Here is a 19,964-nt window from a genome sequence, read left to right as displayed (position 1 = left end):
GTGATCCATGTAGTATAAAAGTTCCAATTTTAAAAAACATGTAGAATAAATGCTTGTATTAGGGTAAGGACAAAGGTACGTCATTTTATTCCACTAAGGGGGATTTTACATGCGCGCCGTAACGTACCAAGGAACAAAAGATGTTCAAGTCAAACAAGTACAGGATCCATCGATTGATAAAAACGATGACATCATCGTAAAGATCACCTCGACTGCAATTTGTGGTTCGGATCTACACATTTATCAAGGGAATATGCCGGCTCACAAAGACTATGTCATTGGTCATGAACCGATGGGCATCGTTGAAGAAGTTGGACCAGGAGTGACGAAGGTCAAACGGGGAGACCGCGTCGTGTTACCGTTTAACGTTGCTTGCGGTCACTGTTTCTTTTGCGAACATGATATGGAAAGTCAATGTGATAACTCAAACGGAAATCCGCATGTCGATACAGGTGGATATTTTGGTTTTACAGAAGAGTTTGGTGGACATCCCGGTGGTCAGGCGGAATATTTAAAAGTACCATTTGGAAATTTCATGCCGCTCGTAATTCCTGAATCGTGTGAACTAGAAGATGAAGCGTTGTTGTTCTTATCTGACGTTTTACCTACAGCATATTGGAGTGTCCTGCATGCTGGTGTGAAAAAAGGGGACACGGTCGTCGTACTCGGATCGGGACCTGTCGGACTGATGACACAAAAATTCGCATGGATGCAAGGTGCGAAACGGGTCATTGCGGTGGATGATCAAGTCTATCGATTAAATCACGCCAAAGTGACGAATAAAGTCGAGACCGTGAATTTTTCAGATCATGCAGAAAGTGGTGCCTACATCAAAGAATTGACGCAAGGTGGGGCAGATGTCGTGATTGATTGCGTCGGTCTTGATGGGAAGATGTCACCTGTTGAAAAAATCGAACAAAAGATTGGTTTGCAAGGGGGAACGTTGAGTGCCATTGATATTGCGAAGGATGCTGTCCGGAAGTTTGGTACCGTACAGTTGACGGGTGTCTATGCGAAAAAATATAATCAATTTCCACTCGGCGACTTTTTCACTCGGAATATCACACTGAAAATGGGACAAGCACCCGTCGTCCATTTGATGCCGGAACTGTTCCAGAAAATCATCAATAAGGAATTTGATCCGACGGACATCGTGACGCATCGAGTGGCACTCGATGATGCTGCTGCAGCCTATCAAACCTTCAATGATCGAACAGATGGATGCATCAAGGTCGTTCTAAAACCATAAGTCACTTCACATGCAAACAACCCATCCAAAATCGGATGGGTTGTTTGCATTAAAAGAAGAAAACTGGCCACAAGATACCGACAGCTAAACCGAGTAAGAGACCAACGAATACTTGAAACTCAGTGTGACCGACGAGTTCATTCAGAAGAGGGGTCTCATGACGAATTCCCTTAAAATAATCATTGAGTAATTTTGCCTGAACACCAACAGCTTGTCTGACACCCGTCGCATCATACATGATGATTGTGGCAAATATGGCAGCTAGTGCGAAGAGCGAAGATGAGAAACCTTCCTGAAAACCGATGACCACGGCTAACGCGACGACAGTCGAGCTATGTGAACTAGGCATACCACCGGAAGCAAACATGATCTCCAGGTCGAACTTTCGGGTCCGTACCAAACTCGTAACAAGCTTCGCTGCTTGAGCGATGAACCATGCCGTGATGGCTGCAAAAAGGGGATGATTCCATTCCATACATTCTACCTCCTACGATTGACGATATGTATTGATTCCCCGTTTTTATCGCTTTTACACGAATGATCAAGAGGGATTCATCGTCTCCTTTAAAGATTATGTAAAGAAACAGCAGAAAGATTTGTGATTTTCCAGTAAAAGTCGGTAAGATGAAGACAGACGAAGCGGATTCCACGGAATTCCTCATTCGAAAGAACGAAACTTGAGGGGGATGCAAGGTTTGAAAGATAAAATTATCGTGGTAGATGATGAATTGTCGATTGCAACACTATTGAAGTTTAATTTAGAGCAGGCTGGTTTTGTCGTCGAAACGGCACATGATGGAATGTCAGGTTTGAAATTAGCGGAAAAACAAGATGCCGCACTGATCGTACTGGATCTTATGTTGCCGGAACTCGATGGTCTGGAAGTATGTAAACGACTACGTCAACAGAAAATCAATACACCGATCTTGATGCTGACGGCAAAGGATGATGAGTTTGATAAGGTGCTCGGTCTAGAACTCGGTGCGGACGATTACCTGACAAAACCGTTTAGCCCACGCGAAGTCGTTGCCCGTGTAAAAGCGATTTTACGACGGATGAGTCATCAGACAGCATCCCCGGATGAGGTCACGGACGGAACGATTCTGATTGGTGACGTCAAAATCGTTCCGGATAACTACGAAGCTTTCAAAGCAGAAGAACGTCTTGAACTTACTCCTAAGGAATTTGAATTGCTCGTATATCTCGCTAAAAATAAAGGACGTGTCTTGACACGAGATCAACTGTTATCCGCGATTTGGAATTATGATTTCGTCGGCGATACGCGTATCGTGGATGTGCATATCAGTCACGTCCGTGAAAAAATCGAACCGAATACGAAAAAGCCGATTTATATCAAAACGATTCGCGGTCTCGGGTATAAGATGGAGGAGCCGAAACCAGAATGAGTAAGTATCGGAAACGGTTCATCTTTAAAATGATTTCTTTCATTAGTTTGGTGCTGGTTGCACTCGGTTTTCTACTTGGACAATCATTTAAGGAATTCTATGTTCAAAATGAAAAAGAAAAACTGATGGATGAAACCTCGCTTGTCGAGACGATCCTACAAGGGCGCGAAGTTTCTGATATGGCACAGTACGTGAATCAATTGTATGCCGAATCCAATTTTGACATGATCTTATTTAACGGACGTGGGGAAATCATCGCAGGTACCCCTGTTGATGTCACGAAACTGAAAGTAGCAACGCTCAATTTCTCAGCGATTCCCAAAGATGGCACGTTTGAATCGAAGACGGATGACAGTGTCGTCCAGTTCACGAAGCCTGTTCCAACAGCAGATGGTGGAGAAGTGTACGTCAGTTTCATTCGTTATGCTAAAGATTTGAATATTATCTATTCACGGATTTGGACGGTCATTTTCTTCTCACTCCTTGCTTCGCTCGTAATCATCTTTTTGACAATCTATCGTTCAACGAAACGGTTCCTACGACCAATTGCGGAGGCGACCGATGTGTTGCACGAACTGTCACATGGGAATTACAAGTCACGCGTCTACGAGTTAGCGGCACCAGATGAATCACGTGATTTAGGACGCTCGATCAATCTCCTCGCACGAAATCTAGAGAATGCATCATCCGGTGAAGCGATGCAACGGGCACGACTCGAATCCTTGATCGAATACATGGGAGCCGGTCTCATGCTGATTGATGAAAAGGGTTATGTACTACTTGTTAACCGTACCTATCGGGAGATGTTCCATATTCACGAACCATCTAGTGGAAAATTATATTACCGCGTACTTCCGAACGAAAAGATGAGTCAGGTGATTGAAGATGTCTATCTGACAGAAAAACCGAATCGCAAACAATCGAGTGTCCGTTTCGGCATCAACAGTCGGACGTTTATGGTCAGTGCCGCACCGATTTTTGATAAGAACGGTCGCGTGCAAGGAACGACCGTTGTCTTCAACGATATTACGGAAATTAAAAAGCTGGAACAGATGCGCAAAGACTTCGTTGCGAATGTCAGCCACGAATTAAAAACACCACTGACGTCCATCAAGGGGTTTGCAGAAACGTTACTCGATGGTGCGCAAGATGTTCCGGAAATCCGGGAACAATTTTTGCGGATCATTCATGATGAATCAGAACGAATGCAGACATTGGTCGAAGACTTGCTCGAACTATCGCGACTGGAACAAGACAACTATCAGCTTGAGACAGCAATCGTTGATGTGACGAGTCTCGTTCGCGAAACCGCTGAGCTGTTGCATCGACGAGCAGCGGAAAAAGAGATGATGATTCATATCGAAACGGAAGAGGAAGTCTTCATCCGGGCAGATTTGAATCGGTTGAAACAAGTCGTAGTCAACTTAGTTGCGAATGCGTTGAACTACACCCCGAACGGTGGTAACGTCTGGATTCAACTCGAGGACGGAGAAGAGTCTGTCCAACTCATCATCAAAGATGATGGGATTGGTATTCATCCGAAGGAGACGCAGCGTATCTTCGAACGGTTCTATCGTGTCGATAAGGCGCGAAGCCGTAATTCAGGTGGAACGGGTCTCGGGCTGGCCATTGTTAAACACATCGTTGATCTTCACCATGGGGAAATTGATGTCGAATCGGCGGAGCAACAAGGAACGACGTTTACGATTCGTTTACCAAAACATGGCTGAATTTCACAGTGGATTCACAATTCCTTAATAGATGTATCTTATGATGAAAGTACCTTCTTCATCATCTGTATGGCGACTGGATCAGCTCCCATGTCGTCATGCCCTTGGCGGTTGACTCTCCTTGAGTCAATCGTCTTTTTTTGGTCATTTTTAGCGAACAAATGTGTGCAGAGTGATACAATAGGGACAGAAAATCGATTAAAGGGGCGTAGATGATGGAAAATAAATTGTTATTGATTGATGGGAACTCATTGACTTATCGGGCGTTTTTCGCTTTACCACCAATGACGGACGCGCAAGGACGAAATACGAACGCAGCCTATGGCTTTACGATGATGTTATTGAAGTTGCTTGAAGAAGAGCAACCGACACATATGCTCGTTGCCTTTGATGCTTCGAGTGAAACATTCCGTCACGATGTCTATCAGGAGTATAAAGGAAGTCGGGAAAAAACACCGTCCGAACTACGAGAACAATTCCCGATCGTCCGAGACATCTGTGAAGCACTCGGTATTCAAATGATGGAACTCCATCGCTATGAGGCAGATGATTTGATTGGTACGCTCGCACGGACAATGCCAACGGATCGGACGCGGATTGTCACAGGAGACAAAGATTTACTTCAACTTGTCACGGATAAGGTCGAAGTCTTGATCACGAAGCGTGGGATCACGGACGTCCAGTGCATGACAGAGGAACTGTTTGCTGAGACGTATGGTGGTCTAAAGCCGATTCAAATGATTGATTTGAAGGGGTTGATGGGTGATAAATCGGATAATATTCCAGGGATTCCTGGGATTGGTGAAAAGACGGCTGTTAAATTGATTTCGGCATACGGTTCTGTTGAAGGACTGTACGAACATGTCGAGGATTTAAAAGGGAAGCAGAAAGAAAAAGTCATCGCGAACGAAGAGCTCGCACGACTGTCGAAAGAACTCGCGACAATCAAGGTGGATGTCCCGCTCGAGACGACGCTAGATGATTTGCAAATTCGCAATGTCGATACCCAAGTTCCTTATTCATTGTTCCAGTCACTTGGCTTCAAGTCATTGACGAATCGATTCGCCCCTGTCGTCAAAGAAGAGGATAAAGAACAATTAAACGTCGTGACGATCACTTCACTTCCTAAAGACGTCACGGATGCCGTATTGATTGCAGAACAGCTTCGAGAAGATTACATGGAAGAAGACATCATTGGATTTGCGATAGCAACGCCTGACACGATCTATGTTGCTGCTCCGACGCTCGTCGAGGATCCAGCATTCCGTCAATGGATCGAGTCGGAACATCAAAAGATTTGTCTCGATGCGAAACAAGTCGCATTTGCATTGCGTAAACACGGCTTGACATTGAACGGGTACGAAGATCTGTTATTAGCAGGCTATTTGTTAAACTTAAGTGGCGGTACAACACTCGCTTCGATCGCTGGTCATTATGCATTAATGGCGCCGAATGAGGAAGCAGTACTCGGTAAGGGGGCGAAACGTCTCGCGCCAGAAGATGAAGCTCTTCATCCTTATTTAGCTGAGAAAGCACGGATGGTTGAATTGCTGTTCCCAAAAGTCCGAGAAGAACTGAAGGCGAATCAACAATACGATTTATATGAAACGTTAGAGCGTCCACTATCAGGTGTCCTCGCTGAGATGGAATGGACTGGGATTCGCGTAGACGTCGCGACGCTCCAAGAGATGCAAGCGGATCTTGCTGGGCGTTTAACAGAACTTGAGACATTGGTCTTTGAAGCAGCAGGTGAGTCGTTCAATATTAATTCTCCGAAACAACTCGGTGTAATTTTGTTTGAAAAACTCGAACTCCCTGCCTTTAAGAAAACAAAGACGGGCTACTCGACTGCCGCAGATGTCCTTGAAAAACTGCGTCCGCTGCACCCAGTCATCGATCACATCATGCTTTACCGAGAACTGCAAAAGTTGCAGTCGACGTATGTTGAAGGATTGCAAAAAGTCATCAAGGAAGATGGAAAAATCCATACTCGTTTTGCTCAGACAATCGCTCAAACAGGTCGTTTAAGTTCGGTCAATCCGAACCTTCAGAATATCCCGATCCGGATTGAAGAAGGACGAAAGATTCGAAAAGCCTTCGTTCCGAGTCAAACAGGCTGGTCATTGTACGCTGCTGATTATTCACAAATCGAATTACGTGTCATGGCCGATATGTCGCAGGATCAGACGCTTGTCGATGCGTTCCTCCATGATGAGGATATTCATACTCAAACGGCAAGTAGTGTCTTCGGTGTCGAACCGGAAGATGTCACAGGAAACATGCGGCGTCAGGCGAAAGCCGTCAACTTTGGAATCATTTACGGAATCAGCGATTATGGATTGTCTCAAAACTTGAACATCACACGCAAAGAAGCGCAATCATTCATCGATCGTTATTTCGAGTTGTTCCCGCAAATCAAACAGTTCATGGATACAGCAATCGAGACGGCACGAGCAAATGGATTCGTCGAAACGTTGATGAACCGTCGCCGCAATATTCCGGATATCAATTCGAAAAACTTTAACTTACGTGGTTTTGCTGAACGTACTGCGATCAATACACCGATTCAAGGTTCGGCTGCAGATATCATTAAAAAAGCAATGCTTGATGTTCATGCTGCTTTGAAAGCATCTAATCTGAAGGCACGCTTGTTATTACAAGTACACGATGAATTGATTTTTGAAGCACCAGACGAAGAACTCGACGCTTTACAAGCACTTGTCAAACAAGCGATGGAGCAGACCGTCGAACTATCCGTACCGCTACGCGTCGATGGGGGCGCAGGGCATACGTGGTACGAAACGAAGTAAGCAAGGAGGAATAGATGTGCCTGAATTACCTGAAGTCGAGACCGTTCGCCGCAGTTTAGAACGTTCGGTCTCTGGAAAGACAGTCTCTTCCGTCAAAGTCTACCATCCGAAAATGATTCGGGGGATGGAAGTGGCGCCATTTGCAGATGCCTTACATCAAGAAAGGATCGAACGCGTCGAACGTCGCGGAAAGTTCCTGCTCTTTGATTTTGATCGTTTTTATCTCGTCAGCCATTTGCGGATGGAAGGAAAGTACTTCCCATATCCACAACCGGTTGAACGGGATAAACATACGCATGTCGTCTTCCGTTTCACGGATGGTTCGGAACTTCACTATAATGATGTTCGGAAGTTCGGAACGATGGAATTACGTGATAAGCAAACAGCGATGCAGACTGCTCCACTGGCACAACTGGAGCGTGAACCATTTGATCCGGAATTTACAGCAGAAGTGTTAGCGGAGAATTTAATTCGTAAAAAGAGAAGTCCAATCAAAACGGCACTGCTCGACCAGTCCATCTTCCTTGGTCTCGGTAACATCTATGTCGATGAGACCCTTCATGCTGCACGCGTCCACCCGTTGACGAAAGCCGGCGCCTTGACACTCGACGATATCTCACGCATTCATCAAGCCGGTGTCAACGTTTTACGACAAGCGGTGGAAGCAGGGGGAAGTACGATCCGGAGTTATGTCTCGCCGTCAGGAAAAGGTGAATTCCAGCTTCAACTTGCGGTATATGGTCAAAAAGGGGAACCGTGTCCTCGTTGTGGTACAGCCATCGAAAAAATCAAAGTCGGTGGACGGGGAACACATTTCTGTCCGACGTGCCAACAGGTTGCCTTATGAGAGTCGGTCTGACAGGGAGTATCGCAACCGGTAAAAGTACGGTTTCTAGCTATTTAAAACAAAAAGGAATAGCGGTCATCGATGCGGATCTCATTGCGCGAGAAGTCGTTGAGCCGGGAGGGCGAGCATATGATGCAGTCCAACTGGCATTCCCAGAGGCGTTTGAAAAAGGACGTCTTGTCCGTCCAAAGCTCGGGCAAATCATTTTTCAAGATAGTGAAAAACGACAACAATTGAATCAGTTGATGCACCCGAGTATTCGACAACAGATGCTCGAAGCAGCAGATGCCTATGAACGTTCAGGACATTCTCTCGTCGTATTTGATATTCCGTTACTGCTAGAAGGGGATTGGCGAAACCTGTTCGAACGCGTCGTTGTCGTCTATTGCCCAGAAGATATGCAGTTAAGAAGATTGATGCAACGTAATGATTTATCAAAAGCAGAAGCGTATGCACGTATCCATGCGCAACTCGGCATCGAACAGAAAAAAGAGCTTGCAGATGATGTATTCTTCAATGACGGTAGTATTGATTCGTTATACCAACAAATCGATGAGTGGTTAAGTCGGTATGGTGATTGATGCAAATGATGACAAGTTATGAAAAACATGAAGTGAGAGAAGTTTCCATCTTCTCTCACTTTTTTTAGAGAACATAATGAAATCGCTTACATTTCATGATATAGTTCTATCTGTAAACGGAGCTACATCCGTCACATTGAAGGGGGATCCGCACATGGGAGTCAAGGTGGCAGTCAATGGTTTTGGTCGAATTGGTCGAATGGTCTTTCGACGTCTGATCGCTGAGGGGAAAAGCGAAGTCGTAGCAATTAATGCGAGTTATCCAGTCGAAACACTCGCGCATTTAATCAAGTATGATACGGTACACGGAAAATTCAATTATCCGGTCGACATCATCGATGGGGCGTTGATGGTTGACGGAAAAGAGATTCAAATCGTCAGTGAACGCAATCCTGAGCTATTGCCGTGGGGGGAACTCGGCATCGATATCGTCGTCGAAGCAACAGGGAAGTTCAATTCGGATACGGGCGCTGCGAAGCATTTAGTGGCAGGAGCAAAAAAGGTCGTCATCACGGCACCTGCTAAAGGGGATGTTCGGACGATCGTCATGGGTGTCAATGATGACATGTATGATCATGAAACGGATGATATCGTTTCGAACGCATCGTGTACGACGAACTGTCTCGCACCTGTCGTACAAGTCATCGACCGTGCATTCGGAATCGAATCCGGTCTCGTCACGACGGTTCATGCGTTTACGAACGATCAAAATAACATTGATAACCCGCATAAGGATTTACGGCGCGCCCGGGCATGCGGCTCATCGATCATTCCGACGTCGACAGGCGCGGCAAAGGCGATTGCGCTCGTCTTGCCACATTTGGAAGGGAAATTAAATGGACTCGCGCTTCGTGTTCCGACACCGAACGTATCACTCGTCGATCTCGTCGTCGAAGTCAGTCGGGATACGACGGTCGCTGAAGTGAACGAAGCCTTCACGAAAGCAGCGGACGGTGCGCTTGATGGCATTCTCGGAATGACGATGGAACCGCTCGTCTCAATCGACTTTAACGGAGAAGAACGTTCGACGGTCGTCGACGGGCTCTCGACGATGGTCATGGGTGGTCGTCAGGTGAAGGTCCTCGCTTGGTACGATAATGAGTGGGGTTACTCATGCCGCGTCGTCGATCTCGTACACCTCGTCTCGGCACACTTAGAGGCGATGGAAACCGTTGAAAAAGAACTTGAATTAAATTAATTATAATGGGCAGATCCCAGCAATGACGGGGGCTGTCCCGTTTTTTTTCTTAAAATATATTAATTTTTGAAATTTATCCTTGTGTATCTTTTTGATACTCGCTATAATTCAAATCGTGAACTTCAATCGGTCTGGCAATCGCAGCTTAAAGGGTTAGGACCTCTCTGGACTAACTTTCCCCCGTGGGTGCGAACGACTCAGGCGCAAAGTAAGTGATCAACTACTTTGAAGACCATTGAATGTAGGGGGGATCCACAAATGGATACTATGGGAAGACACATTATTGCAGAACTTTGGGATTGTAATCCTGAAAAATTGAACGACATGGAATTCGTTGAACGACTTTTCGTTGACGCAGCACTTCAAGCAGGTGCAGAAGTACGAGAAGTAGCATTCCACAAGTTTGCACCACACGGCGTCAGTGGCGTCGTCATTATCTCTGAATCGCACTTAACGATTCACAGTTTCCCAGAGCACGGGTATGCATCGGTTGATGTCTTTACTTGTGGGGATCGGATCGATCCAGCCATCGCAGCGAACTACATTGCTGAAAAGCTCGATGCGAAAATCCGTGAAAATGTCGAAATTCCACGTGGTATGGGACCTGTTCAAGTTCCAGCGGCTACTGTCCAGCACGTCAACTGACAATACACACGAATTCGTCAAGCCCTCGTCGTTCAGACGAGGGCTTTTTAATATGTCTGACGTCTGTTATTCTTAATAGTAGAAGAAACAAAGAAAAGAGGATGACCATGGGACTGAAGGAACGTTTGCAAAAACAGCTAGAGACATCCGATACACATAAAAACGAAAACCTACGCACACACTACTACGCAGCAACTGTGGAAATGTTATTTGCTGGTTTAGAAAATATCTTAAAGCAAGATGGCGGAACGGTTCGTCGTGTTGACGCGGAACGTGGAGAACTCGCTTTTACCTTAAAAGAAGTCGATGGACTTGCGACAGTCATCATGGTGGCAGGCGGACGTACTGCCGTCGATCTCTTCTTACACCGTGAAAGTCTTCTCGGACCTGATCTCGAGAAACAAATTGAGCGAATCTATGCATCACTTGATGCAGGGTATCGATTAAAGATGATTGGAACAAAAGAAATCACGTGAACGGAGGTACGGCATGCGCTGTCCAGCCTGTAATTTTAACGGAACAAAAGTACTGGATTCAAGACCAGTCCAGGATTTCGGTTCGATTCGAAGAAGACGTGAATGTGAGTCTTGTGGCTATCGTTTTACGACATTCGAAATGGTCGAGCAGACCCCTTTAATCATCGTAAAGAAAGACGGAACGCGTGACGAGTTCAATCGCGAGAAAATTCTACGCGGATTAGTGCGTGCCTGTGAAAAACGACCGATTTCGATTGAACAGCTAGAAACAGTCGTCAGTCGGGTCGAAAAGGCATTACGAGCGACAGCTCAGCATGAGATTCCAAGTGAGCAGGTCGGACGTCTCGTATTAAATGAACTAGCATCCGTTGACGAAGTGGCATATGTCCGCTTTGCGAGTGTTTATAAACAATTTAAGGACATCAATGTCTTTTTCCAAGAGCTCTCTGAACTGATGGAGCGACATCAGGAAAATGACCGTGAGAATTGAACGTGATATAAGAGAGGTCGTCTGTCCGGTCAGCGCACCTCTCTTTTTCTCCCTAAGGAAAGGACGAGTCAGATGGTAGAACGTGAACTTTCCGGTACCGACCTTTGCTTAGTGATGAGCAATGGTGTCGTCGACCGTGAAGCTTATCAATCTTTATATTATTTATACCAGCCGATTATCGGTGTTAAAGCGCTTGGGCTCTATCAAACGTTTTGGAGTGAGATGATCCCAGGGAAAACGAAATCCCAGTATATTTCCCATGCGGAACTCGGAACACTACTCGGGTTTTCCGTCGATGAGTTCAAGGAAGAGTTATTTAAGCTAGAAGGGATCGGGTTGATTCGAACGTTCGAAGCGCGCCAAGCCGCTTATCGTTACATTTATCAAATCCGGGTTCCGCTCGCGCCGAACACCTTCTTGAATGACGGGGTGTTATCGAGTCTGCTGTTCTATCGCGTCGGTGAAATCCGGTTCCGGTCGTTACAGCATCGTTTTCGGACGGAGCCGCTTCCGAAGAACATCGTTGATCGGACGGTTCGATTTGATCAAGTGTTCGACGTAAAAGCTGGTCTTGCTTCCGCTCATCAGCCGAAAGCTTATGCGAAACAGGAACGTGCGGTATATGAATTCGACTATTCGTTTGATCTAGAAGAGATGAAGCGACAGACCGATCGTTTCCTGCCACGAACATTTTACTCAAAGGCAATCGATCATCTGCTCGTGAAGCTTGCTTACGTCACGCAGTCGAATGAAGCATTGATGGCGGAACTGTTGAATGCCCGTTTCCGTCACGAAGCGTACTTGCCGATGACCGATGCTGAGAAGCAAGAACGCTGCAAACAGATGATGTTGTCAGCGAAACAAAAACTCAGCCGGGAGAAAAAAGCGAAGGTCGCCTCACTAGACACGATCGAGGTCGGAGACATCGAAGCGACGGAGACGATGGAAAGCACCCATCCGAAGCATTATGTAGCGAAGTTGCGAAAGGTCAAAGCGTTGTCTGAACGGGATGAAGAATTGATCCAACAATTGATCATCGATTATGAGATGTCGTCTGGGATCGTCAATGCTGCGTACTACTATGCGCTCGTCATCAAAAAAGATAATCGCTTCAGCAAGAACTTCCTCTTATCGATCGTTGATGATTGGAAACAGAAGGGATACGTGACGGCATCCGAGGCACTAGCGAAGACGCAGGAGCAGGATGAGTTGATTTCAAAAAAGCAGGAGCAAAAACAAGAACGTGCGCGTCAAACCGTTGGTGGTCGCCGGGGACGGACAAGCAACACGAATGGCGGTCCGAATCCGAAGTGGTTGCAAGAAGAGAAAGCAAAACAGCAGCAGTACGAAGCCTCTAAAAAAGCGAGTTTCGAAGCAGATGTTCCAGATGATGAAGAAATGGAACGGATCTTACGAGAACTGAAGGGGAACTAAAGGAGTCGAGACATGGAACATATCCAATCATCTATCGAAAAAATATTAAGTCGACCGGACGTCGCAGAATCGGTTCGAGCGATTCAACAACGAGTGTTGTCTCATCCAGGTGTCGTTATGTTCTTGCGGACACATCCGGAAATCGATCAACGGATGATCGAGCGGGGCATGCTCAAATTGAATGAATATGCGGAACAGATGGACGGAAATCGACTGATTGAAAGTAAGGCAGTCATCGAAGGGTACCAGCCGATCCTGCACGTCGAAAAAGGACAGATCGTCGTCTCGTATGAGAAGTCGCAAGCGTTAAAAGACCGAGAGGATGAACGTGCGCTTGAGAAGAAATTTAAGAGCCTGTTCCTGCCGGATGAAGTCCGCGATGCGAACTTCAGTGATTTTGACTTATCGACGACGGACCGTAAGCTTGCCTTGCGTGCGGCGTCTCAGTTCCTCAATCATCTCCGCTCGAAGGAGACGGTCAAGGGATTATACCTTCATGGTAGCTTTGGTGTCGGGAAAACATACCTCTTGGCTGCGATCGGGAATGCTTTGAAAAAAGAACGGATTGCAACGATCCTTGTTCATGCCCCTGGGTTTGTCGCTGAAGCGAAACGGCGGATTCGGTCTGACTCATTCGATACATTCCTCGAAGGATTTCAAACGATTCCAGTCTTGTTGATTGACGATATCGGTGCTGAATCGATCAGTCCGTGGGTACGGGATGAATTGTTCGGGATCATTTTGCAGTATCGCATGATGCATCGTCTGCCGACATTATTCAGCTCGAACTTATCTTATGATGAACTCGAGCTCCATTTCGGAATCACAAATGATCAAGGCGATAAATTAAAGGCTGCACGACTGATGGAACGAATCCGGACGACGACGCAACCAATCGAGTTCCTTGGTGAAAATCGACGTCGCTACTAATTTTTCTTGTCAAGGAAGCAACGAATTCGTTATACTAATGACACGTCAATAGACGATGCAACGATTGAGGATATGGAGTATGAAATGAACCAAACTAGCGAGAGAAGAACGGTGGAAGCTTCTCATGGCATCATTCATGTCTTTACTCCCTCATAGCACGAACGGGGCTAATCCGTTTGCGCCTCACGCCCGTTAACGCGTGTTCGAGCCGAACCAGTGCATGGTCCGGGAACGAGGGTGGTACCACGAGATTAAGACTCGTCCCTTTTTAGGGATGAGTCTTTTTTATTTTGTAAAAGGGGGAAACAGTCATGTCAAACATCGCACTTACATTTCCAGACGGCGCCGTAAAGGAATTTGCAGCCGGCACGACAGCTGAAGAAGTGGCAGCTTCGATCAGCCCAGGTCTTCGTAAAAAAGCCTTTGCTGCTAAATTGAACGGGCACGCCATCGATTACCGTCGTCCAATCGAAGAGGACGGTACAATTGAATTGATCATGCCGGATTCAGAAGAAGGACTCGACTTGATTCGTCACTCATCAGCTCATTTGATGGCACAAGCCATCAAACGTCTGTATCCGGATGAAACGATTCATCTTGGAATTGGACCGACAATCGAGAATGGTTTTTACTATGACATCGATATGGAACGTCGTCTGACAGAAGAGGACCTTCCAGAAATCGAGAAGATGATGAATAAAATCGCCGGTGAAAACTTGCCGATCGAACGAGAAGTCGTCTCGCGTGACGAGGCACTCGCCATCTATAAAGAACTCAATGATCCGTTGAAGATTGAATTGATCGAGTCGATTCCTGCTGATCAGGATTTGACGATTTACCGTCAAGGCGAATTCTTCGATCTCTGCCGTGGACCACACGTTCCAGCGACAGCGAAGCTACAAGTCTTCAAATTGATGAGCATTGCTGGTGCTTACTGGCGTGGTGATTCGAAAAACAAGATGTTACAACGGATTTACGGTACAGCATGGGCAACAAAAGATCAGTTGAAACAACACCTCCACTTCCTCGCTGAAGCAAAAGAACGGGATCACCGGAAACTCGGGAAGGAACTTGGTTTATTCTTCACTTCTCAAGAAGTCGGTCAAGGACTTCCGATGTGGTTACCAAAAGGAGCAGCGATCCGTCGGACAGTCGAGCGTTATATCGTCGATAAAGAACTCGAACTTGGGTATGAGCACGTCTATACACCGGTCCTCGGTTCAGTCGATCTATACAAGACATCGGGGCACTGGGATCACTATCAAGATGACATGTTCCCGAAAATGGAGATGGACAATGAAGAACTTGTTCTTCGCCCGATGAACTGTCCACACCATATGATGATCTATAAGAACGAACCACGTTCGTACCGTGATTTACCACTTCGTGTCGCGGAGCTTGGTGGCATGCACCGTTACGAAATGTCTGGTGCCTTGACTGGTCTTCAACGTGTTCGTTACATGGTTCTTAACGATGGACATACGTTCGTCCGTCCTGACCAAATGAAAGATGAGTTTAAAGCCATCGTTCATCTCATTCAAGAAGTCTATGCTGATTTCGGGATCACAGATTACAAGTTCCGTCTTTCATACCGTGACCCAGCGGACAAAGAGAAGTACTTCGACAACGATGCGATCTGGGAAATGGCGCAACGTGAGTTGAAAGAAACAATGGATGAGCTCGAACTCGAATACTTCGAAGCAGAAGGCGAAGCCGCATTCTACGGACCAAAGCTTGACGTTCAAGTTCGGACAGCGCTTGGTAAAGATGAGACGCTCTCAACAGTCCAACTCGACTTCCTCTTACCAGAGCGATTCGAATTGACATACAAAGGGAACGACGGACAAGATCACCGTCCAGTCGTCTTACACCGAGGTGTCGTATCAACGATGGAACGATTCGTTGCTTACTTGATCGAAGAATACAAAGGCGCATTCCCAACATGGCTCGCACCCGTTCAGGTGAAATTGATTCCGGTTTCTGGTGTTCATGAAGACTATGCTCGTGAAATCAAAGCGATCCTGTTGAAAAAGGGAATCCGCGTCGAAACAGATTTCCGTGACGAGAAACTCGGTTATCGTATTCGTGAAGCACAAGTCAATAAAGTACCGGTCATGCTCGTTTTAGGTGACAAAGAAGTTGAATCACGCGAAGTCAACATTCGTCGTTACGGTTCAAAAGACTCGAGTAATGCATCACTCGAACAATTCATTGCAGATTTAGAGCAAGAAATCGCAAATCGTTCAAAATAATTCATGTATACAAAAACAATCCGCCCTGCTGATGTAGGGCGGATTGTTTTTGTGATGGGATGCTTGAAAGAAACCAATTTCATACCGATGAAACAGGTAGAACATCCAACTGAATCTATCTAAAATGACCAAATGTCATTTTTCCTTTAATTGGATAAATGCTATAATAGACCTTCAGTGGATGAAATGTTTTGAATAATAGGAAGGAAGTTACAGATTGAAGAAAACAACCCTCGCTGTATTCATCGCTTCTTCACTTTTAATCGGTATTCATCCGAGCGAAGCGAAGGCGACAACGATTAAAAAAACATACCGGATTACACCAAAAACAGAAGCGATTGACCCAGCAATCCGTAAATATACGACCTATAATGCAAAGACACGCAATCATTATACGATGCGTTCTTATTTGGAACGACTTGAAAAAGAAGGGGGAGGCACCCTCGTTCTAACAAAGGGAACGTATCTGTCCCCGTTACGTGTTGGTATCCCGTCCAATACGACGGTGATCCTAGAGGATGGTGTCATCATCAAAAAGACGACAGAGACAGGGACGACAAAGATTAGTTCGACGACGAGTGTCTTTGATTTCGTTGCGCCATCGGTTTTACGTCTGAATAAAAAAGTTGGCAAATATAACGGTTCCCAGAATGTTAAACTCGTCGGTAAGGGGAATGCACAGATCGACTTGAATCAATATGCGCGTGGTTCGGCTTTCGCTATTGCCCATAATCAAAATTTGTACATCGGCGGTATTACGGTACGGAATCAAAAGGGTTCACATGCGATGGAACTTGATGCAACGAAGAAGGCAGTCATCGAAAACATGAAATTCGTCGATGCCGTCATGATACCGAATACAGGTCCGAATGAATCGATTAATCTCGATACCCCAGATCCAATCACGAAGGGTTTCAACTGGAAGTGGTCGAATCAAGATGGCACTCCAAATGAAGATATCACGATTCGTAATAACTTATTCCGTAACATCAATGTGGCAATCGGCACACATCAATACACGGAAAACAAATTACACACGAATGTCCGGATTGAAAAAAACACGATTGACGGAACGAAGGATTATGCGATTTCGATGATGAACTGGGAGAATCCAACGCTCCGCTACAATACGATCCGAAACGTGCATCGAGCAGATGGAAAAGCGATGACGATTCTCGGTAGAGGAGTTGTCGGAGGGACAATTCGCTACAATCGATTGGAAGACGCGGATCGCGCGATTCAAATGCAACCGTTCCAAAGTAACGGCTATGCTCCAATCTATAATACGTTTACAGCAGATCAAAAACGGTACATGCAACAAAATACAGTCAAGCAGGTTGGACTCGATCAAATCGTCTTATTCAAAAAACTGAACGAGTTCACGTATAAAACGGCAGAGCGTTACGATTTTATTCCATACTAAGACACAAACAAGCACCCAAGACTAGTGTCGAGGGTGCTCGTTTTGCGTTATGAACGCATTTGTTGCAGGAACGGTTCGATATTGACTTGAAGCGCTTCTGATAGCTTCTGACCGAGTGATGCATCAGCACGATAGAAGTTACAGATTGCGAGCAGGACCGTATTTTCATGACGGACTTGCTGAAGGTCGTTGACGAGGTTCTTCAGAAGAGCTGCTTGCTCTTCTTCTGTCAGACGACGGTATACTTCTCCGGCTTGACCAAAGTTATTCGTCTTCTCGATTTCGAGACGACCGTGTTTATCATCAAGCAACGGTTGATTTTCTTCCGTATACTCGGGTGTTTCTTTTGGTTCTTCTTGATAACGGTTCGGTTCGTAGTTGACCGGACTCGTTTGCTGACCGACCGGCATTGCACCGTCACGTTGGTAGTTGTTCACTTGTGCAAACGGACAGTTGATTGGAAGTTGTTGATAATTCGTGCCAATACGGTAGCGTTGTGTATCTGAGTAAGAGAACAAGCGACCTTGTAGTAACTTATCTTCAGATGGCAACATCCCTGGAATCAAGACACCTGGGTTAAAACCAACCGATTCTGTTTCAGCAAAGTAGTTGTCGACATTTTTGTTCAATGTCATTGTACCAACGTGTTGGAACGGAATGACATCCTCAAACCAATCTTTTGTCGCGTCGAGCGGATCGAAATCGAACTGATCGACGTCAGCCGGATCAAGTACCTGTACGAACAGATCCCATTCCGGGTAATCGCCATCTTCAATCGCTTGGAACGTATCGTTTGAAGCATGGTTGAAATCTTTTCCTTGAATCTCTGTTGCTTCTTCAGCTGAGAGATTATGAACACCAGCTTTTGGTACCCAGCGTAGTTTCACATAAACCGTATTACCGTGTGCATTCACCCATTTGAACGAGTGAACGGAAGAACCACGCATTTTACGGTAGCTTGCAGGAATACCCTCATCCGTGAAAAGGTGCATGAGCATGTTCGTCGATTCCGGACGAAGTGTCATGAAGTCCCAGTAACGGTCAGGATCTTGAATATTCGTGCGTGGATCTGGTTTGAGAGAATGGACCATATCCGGGAATTTCATGGCGTCACGAATGAAGAAGACAGGAAGGTTGTTCCCGACGAAATCCCAGTTTCCTTCTTCTGTATAGAACTTGACAGAGAATCCACGTGGATCGCGGAGCGTCTCTGGAGAATGCGTGCCGTGAATAACAGTCGAGAAGCGGGCGAAAACAGGAACTTCTGTCCCTTCTTCTTGTAAAAACGCAGCTTTCGTGTACTTTTTCATCGAATTTTTGACAGTGAAGACACCGTGAGCACCAAAGCCACGAGCATGTACGACGCGCTCAGGTACACGTTCCCGATCGAAATGGGCCATCTTTTCAATTAATTGATAGTCTTCTAATAAAGTTGGTCCGCGACGTCCAGCCGTACGTGAATTCTGGTTGTCTCCGATTGGTACACCTTGATTGGTCGTTAATCGTTTTTCAGTCATCTGTTATTCTCCCCTTTATGTAAGATTAAATTAATTATAAAACAATAATCATTCTAAATAAACAGTTTTGCTTGCGAATGTTCTGAATCTTTTTTCATGTTATGAATGTACCCGTGAAAAACAGGTTAGAAACTTCTTGCTTATCCGTAAAAGGATTGCTATTATAATCAAGTATGTGAGCAACGTTCTGTAAGAACATAGAAAGCGGCTTGACATCACGGGAAAACAAGTGCTATGATAGCAAAGTGAAATGACAACAAAGCAGAAGCATCCCGCTTCTCACCATGTATGATAACTCGTACTGGTTCATCATGAAGATACGCAATGTATAGCAAATGCTGTGCCTTGGCGTTCCTTATGAGTGTGGGCGGGAAAAACTGCCGACGCTTTTTTTATAGCGTTTTCTATCATTCATTTTTCGTGCAATGCACGATGGAGGTGCTAACCATTAGCAAAGATCTGTTAATCAATGAAAGCATCCGTGCCCGGGAAGTTCGTCTTATCGGAGCGGATGGTGCTCAACTAGGTGTCCAATCACGCAACGAAGCGCTACGTCTCGCAGAGGAAGCGGAACTTGACCTCGTCATGGTCGCTCCACAAGCGACACCGCCAGTTTGTAAGATCATGGACTATGGTAAATACCGTTTCGAGATGCAAAAGAAGGACAAAGAAACTCGGAAGAATCAGAAAGTGATTCAGATGAAAGAAGTTCGTCTTAGCCCGACGATCGAGGAGAACGACTTCCAAACGAAATTCCGTAATGCGAAGAAATTCTTGGAGAATGGTAACAAAGTGAAAGCGAGTATTCGTTTCCGCGGTCGTGCCATCACTCACTCGGAAATCGGTAGACGCGTTCTCGAACGCCTCGCAACGGATTTAAGTGAGTTCGGTGTTGTGGAACAGAGACCGAAGATGGAAGGACGCAGCATGTTCCTCGTGCTTGCTCCTAAGAAAGAAGACTAATCGAATCGAAGTA

17 protein-coding genes are annotated in these 19,964 nt (G+C 45.7%); 15 read left to right on the top strand and 2 right to left on the bottom strand.

The window, feature by feature from the left end:
* Window positions 1-109: 109 nt before the first annotated feature.
* A complete protein-coding gene (locus ASG02_RS08810; RefSeq protein ID WP_035406295.1) occupies window positions 110-1,249 on the top strand; it encodes a zinc-dependent alcohol dehydrogenase in 1,140 nt (379 codons plus the stop codon).
* A gap of 49 nt (window positions 1,250-1,298) precedes the next feature.
* Here ASG02_RS08810 and ASG02_RS08805 read toward each other — a convergent pair whose 3' ends face one another.
* Window positions 1,299-1,724 carry a divergent PAP2 family protein gene (locus ASG02_RS08805; protein ID WP_035406299.1) on the bottom strand — a complete coding sequence of 142 codons (426 nt, stop codon included), beginning with the start codon at window positions 1,722-1,724 and terminating at the stop codon, window positions 1,299-1,301.
* Between the two features lie 211 nt (window positions 1,725-1,935).
* On the opposite strand from ASG02_RS08805, the gene ASG02_RS08800 reads away from it, so the two are divergent.
* From ASG02_RS08800 to ASG02_RS08740, 13 genes are all read left to right on the top strand, one after another.
* A complete protein-coding gene (locus ASG02_RS08800) occupies window positions 1,936-2,655 on the top strand; it encodes a response regulator (RefSeq protein ID WP_369792024.1) in 720 nt (239 codons plus the stop codon).
* Complete coding sequence (pnpS, locus tag ASG02_RS08795; protein ID WP_035406301.1) at window positions 2,652-4,385, top strand: two-component system histidine kinase PnpS; 1,734 nt, start codon at window positions 2,652-2,654, stop codon at window positions 4,383-4,385. The genes ASG02_RS08800 and pnpS overlap by 4 nt, the downstream gene beginning before the upstream one ends.
* A gap of 212 nt (window positions 4,386-4,597) precedes the next feature.
* On the top strand, window positions 4,598-7,195 hold the full coding sequence (gene polA / locus ASG02_RS08790; RefSeq protein WP_056062656.1) for a DNA polymerase I: 2,598 nt from the start codon (window positions 4,598-4,600) through the stop codon (window positions 7,193-7,195).
* A gap of 16 nt (window positions 7,196-7,211) precedes the next feature.
* Complete coding sequence (gene mutM / locus ASG02_RS08785; protein WP_035406306.1) at window positions 7,212-8,042, top strand: DNA-formamidopyrimidine glycosylase; 831 nt, start codon at window positions 7,212-7,214, stop codon at window positions 8,040-8,042.
* Window positions 8,039-8,623: a dephospho-CoA kinase gene (gene coaE, locus ASG02_RS08780; RefSeq protein WP_056062653.1), complete on the top strand. Its 585-nt coding sequence runs from the start codon at window positions 8,039-8,041 to the stop codon at window positions 8,621-8,623. The genes mutM and coaE overlap by 4 nt, the downstream gene beginning before the upstream one ends.
* 154 nt (window positions 8,624-8,777) lie before the next feature.
* Window positions 8,778-9,821, top strand: a complete 1,044-nt coding sequence (locus ASG02_RS08775) for a glyceraldehyde-3-phosphate dehydrogenase (RefSeq protein WP_056062652.1) — start codon at window positions 8,778-8,780, stop codon at window positions 9,819-9,821.
* Window positions 9,822-10,079: 258 nt separating this feature from the next.
* Entirely contained in the window at window positions 10,080-10,466 is a 387-nt protein-coding gene (speD, locus tag ASG02_RS08770) for an adenosylmethionine decarboxylase (protein ID WP_023469024.1), read from the top strand.
* Window positions 10,467-10,573: 107 nt separating this feature from the next.
* Window positions 10,574-10,942 (top strand): hypothetical protein, encoded by a 369-nt coding sequence (locus ASG02_RS08765; RefSeq protein WP_035406312.1) that lies wholly within the window; start codon window positions 10,574-10,576, stop codon window positions 10,940-10,942.
* Window positions 10,943-10,955: 13 nt separating this feature from the next.
* Window positions 10,956-11,432: a transcriptional regulator NrdR gene (gene nrdR / locus ASG02_RS08760; protein WP_035406313.1), complete on the top strand. Its 477-nt coding sequence runs from the start codon at window positions 10,956-10,958 to the stop codon at window positions 11,430-11,432.
* A 72-nt stretch (window positions 11,433-11,504) separates the two neighbouring features.
* The gene (locus tag ASG02_RS08755; protein ID WP_056062648.1) at window positions 11,505-12,866 is read left to right on the top strand and encodes a replication initiation and membrane attachment family protein; all 1,362 of its coding nucleotides are present in this window, start codon (window positions 11,505-11,507) and stop codon (window positions 12,864-12,866) included.
* Window positions 12,867-12,878: 12 nt separating this feature from the next.
* On the top strand, window positions 12,879-13,796 hold the full coding sequence (gene dnaI / locus ASG02_RS08750; protein WP_035406319.1) for a primosomal protein DnaI: 918 nt from the start codon (window positions 12,879-12,881) through the stop codon (window positions 13,794-13,796).
* Window positions 13,797-14,107: 311 nt separating this feature from the next.
* On the top strand, window positions 14,108-16,048 hold the full coding sequence (gene thrS, locus ASG02_RS08745; RefSeq protein ID WP_056062646.1) for a threonine--tRNA ligase: 1,941 nt from the start codon (window positions 14,108-14,110) through the stop codon (window positions 16,046-16,048).
* Window positions 16,049-16,265: 217 nt separating this feature from the next.
* Window positions 16,266-17,471 (top strand): right-handed parallel beta-helix repeat-containing protein, encoded by a 1,206-nt coding sequence (locus ASG02_RS08740; RefSeq protein WP_056062642.1) that lies wholly within the window; start codon window positions 16,266-16,268, stop codon window positions 17,469-17,471.
* 47 nt (window positions 17,472-17,518) lie between these two features.
* On the opposite strand, the gene ASG02_RS08735 is transcribed toward ASG02_RS08740, so the two are convergent.
* On the bottom strand, window positions 17,519-18,988 hold the full coding sequence (locus tag ASG02_RS08735; RefSeq protein ID WP_035406325.1) for a catalase: 1,470 nt from the start codon (window positions 18,986-18,988) through the stop codon (window positions 17,519-17,521).
* A gap of 432 nt (window positions 18,989-19,420) precedes the next feature.
* Here ASG02_RS08735 and infC point away from each other — a divergent pair, with 432 nt between their 5' ends.
* Window positions 19,421-19,951: a translation initiation factor IF-3 gene (infC, locus tag ASG02_RS08730; RefSeq protein WP_035406328.1), complete on the top strand. Its 531-nt coding sequence runs from the start codon at window positions 19,421-19,423 to the stop codon at window positions 19,949-19,951.
* Window positions 19,952-19,964 lie beyond the last annotated feature (13 nt).

This window comes from Exiguobacterium sp. Leaf196 (genome assembly GCF_001423965.1).
Taxonomy (GTDB): Bacteria; Bacillota; Bacilli; order Exiguobacteriales; family Exiguobacteriaceae; genus Exiguobacterium_A.
The sequence above is the reverse complement of the archived record's forward strand: the minus strand, read 5'-3'. Positions and strand labels throughout refer to the sequence as shown.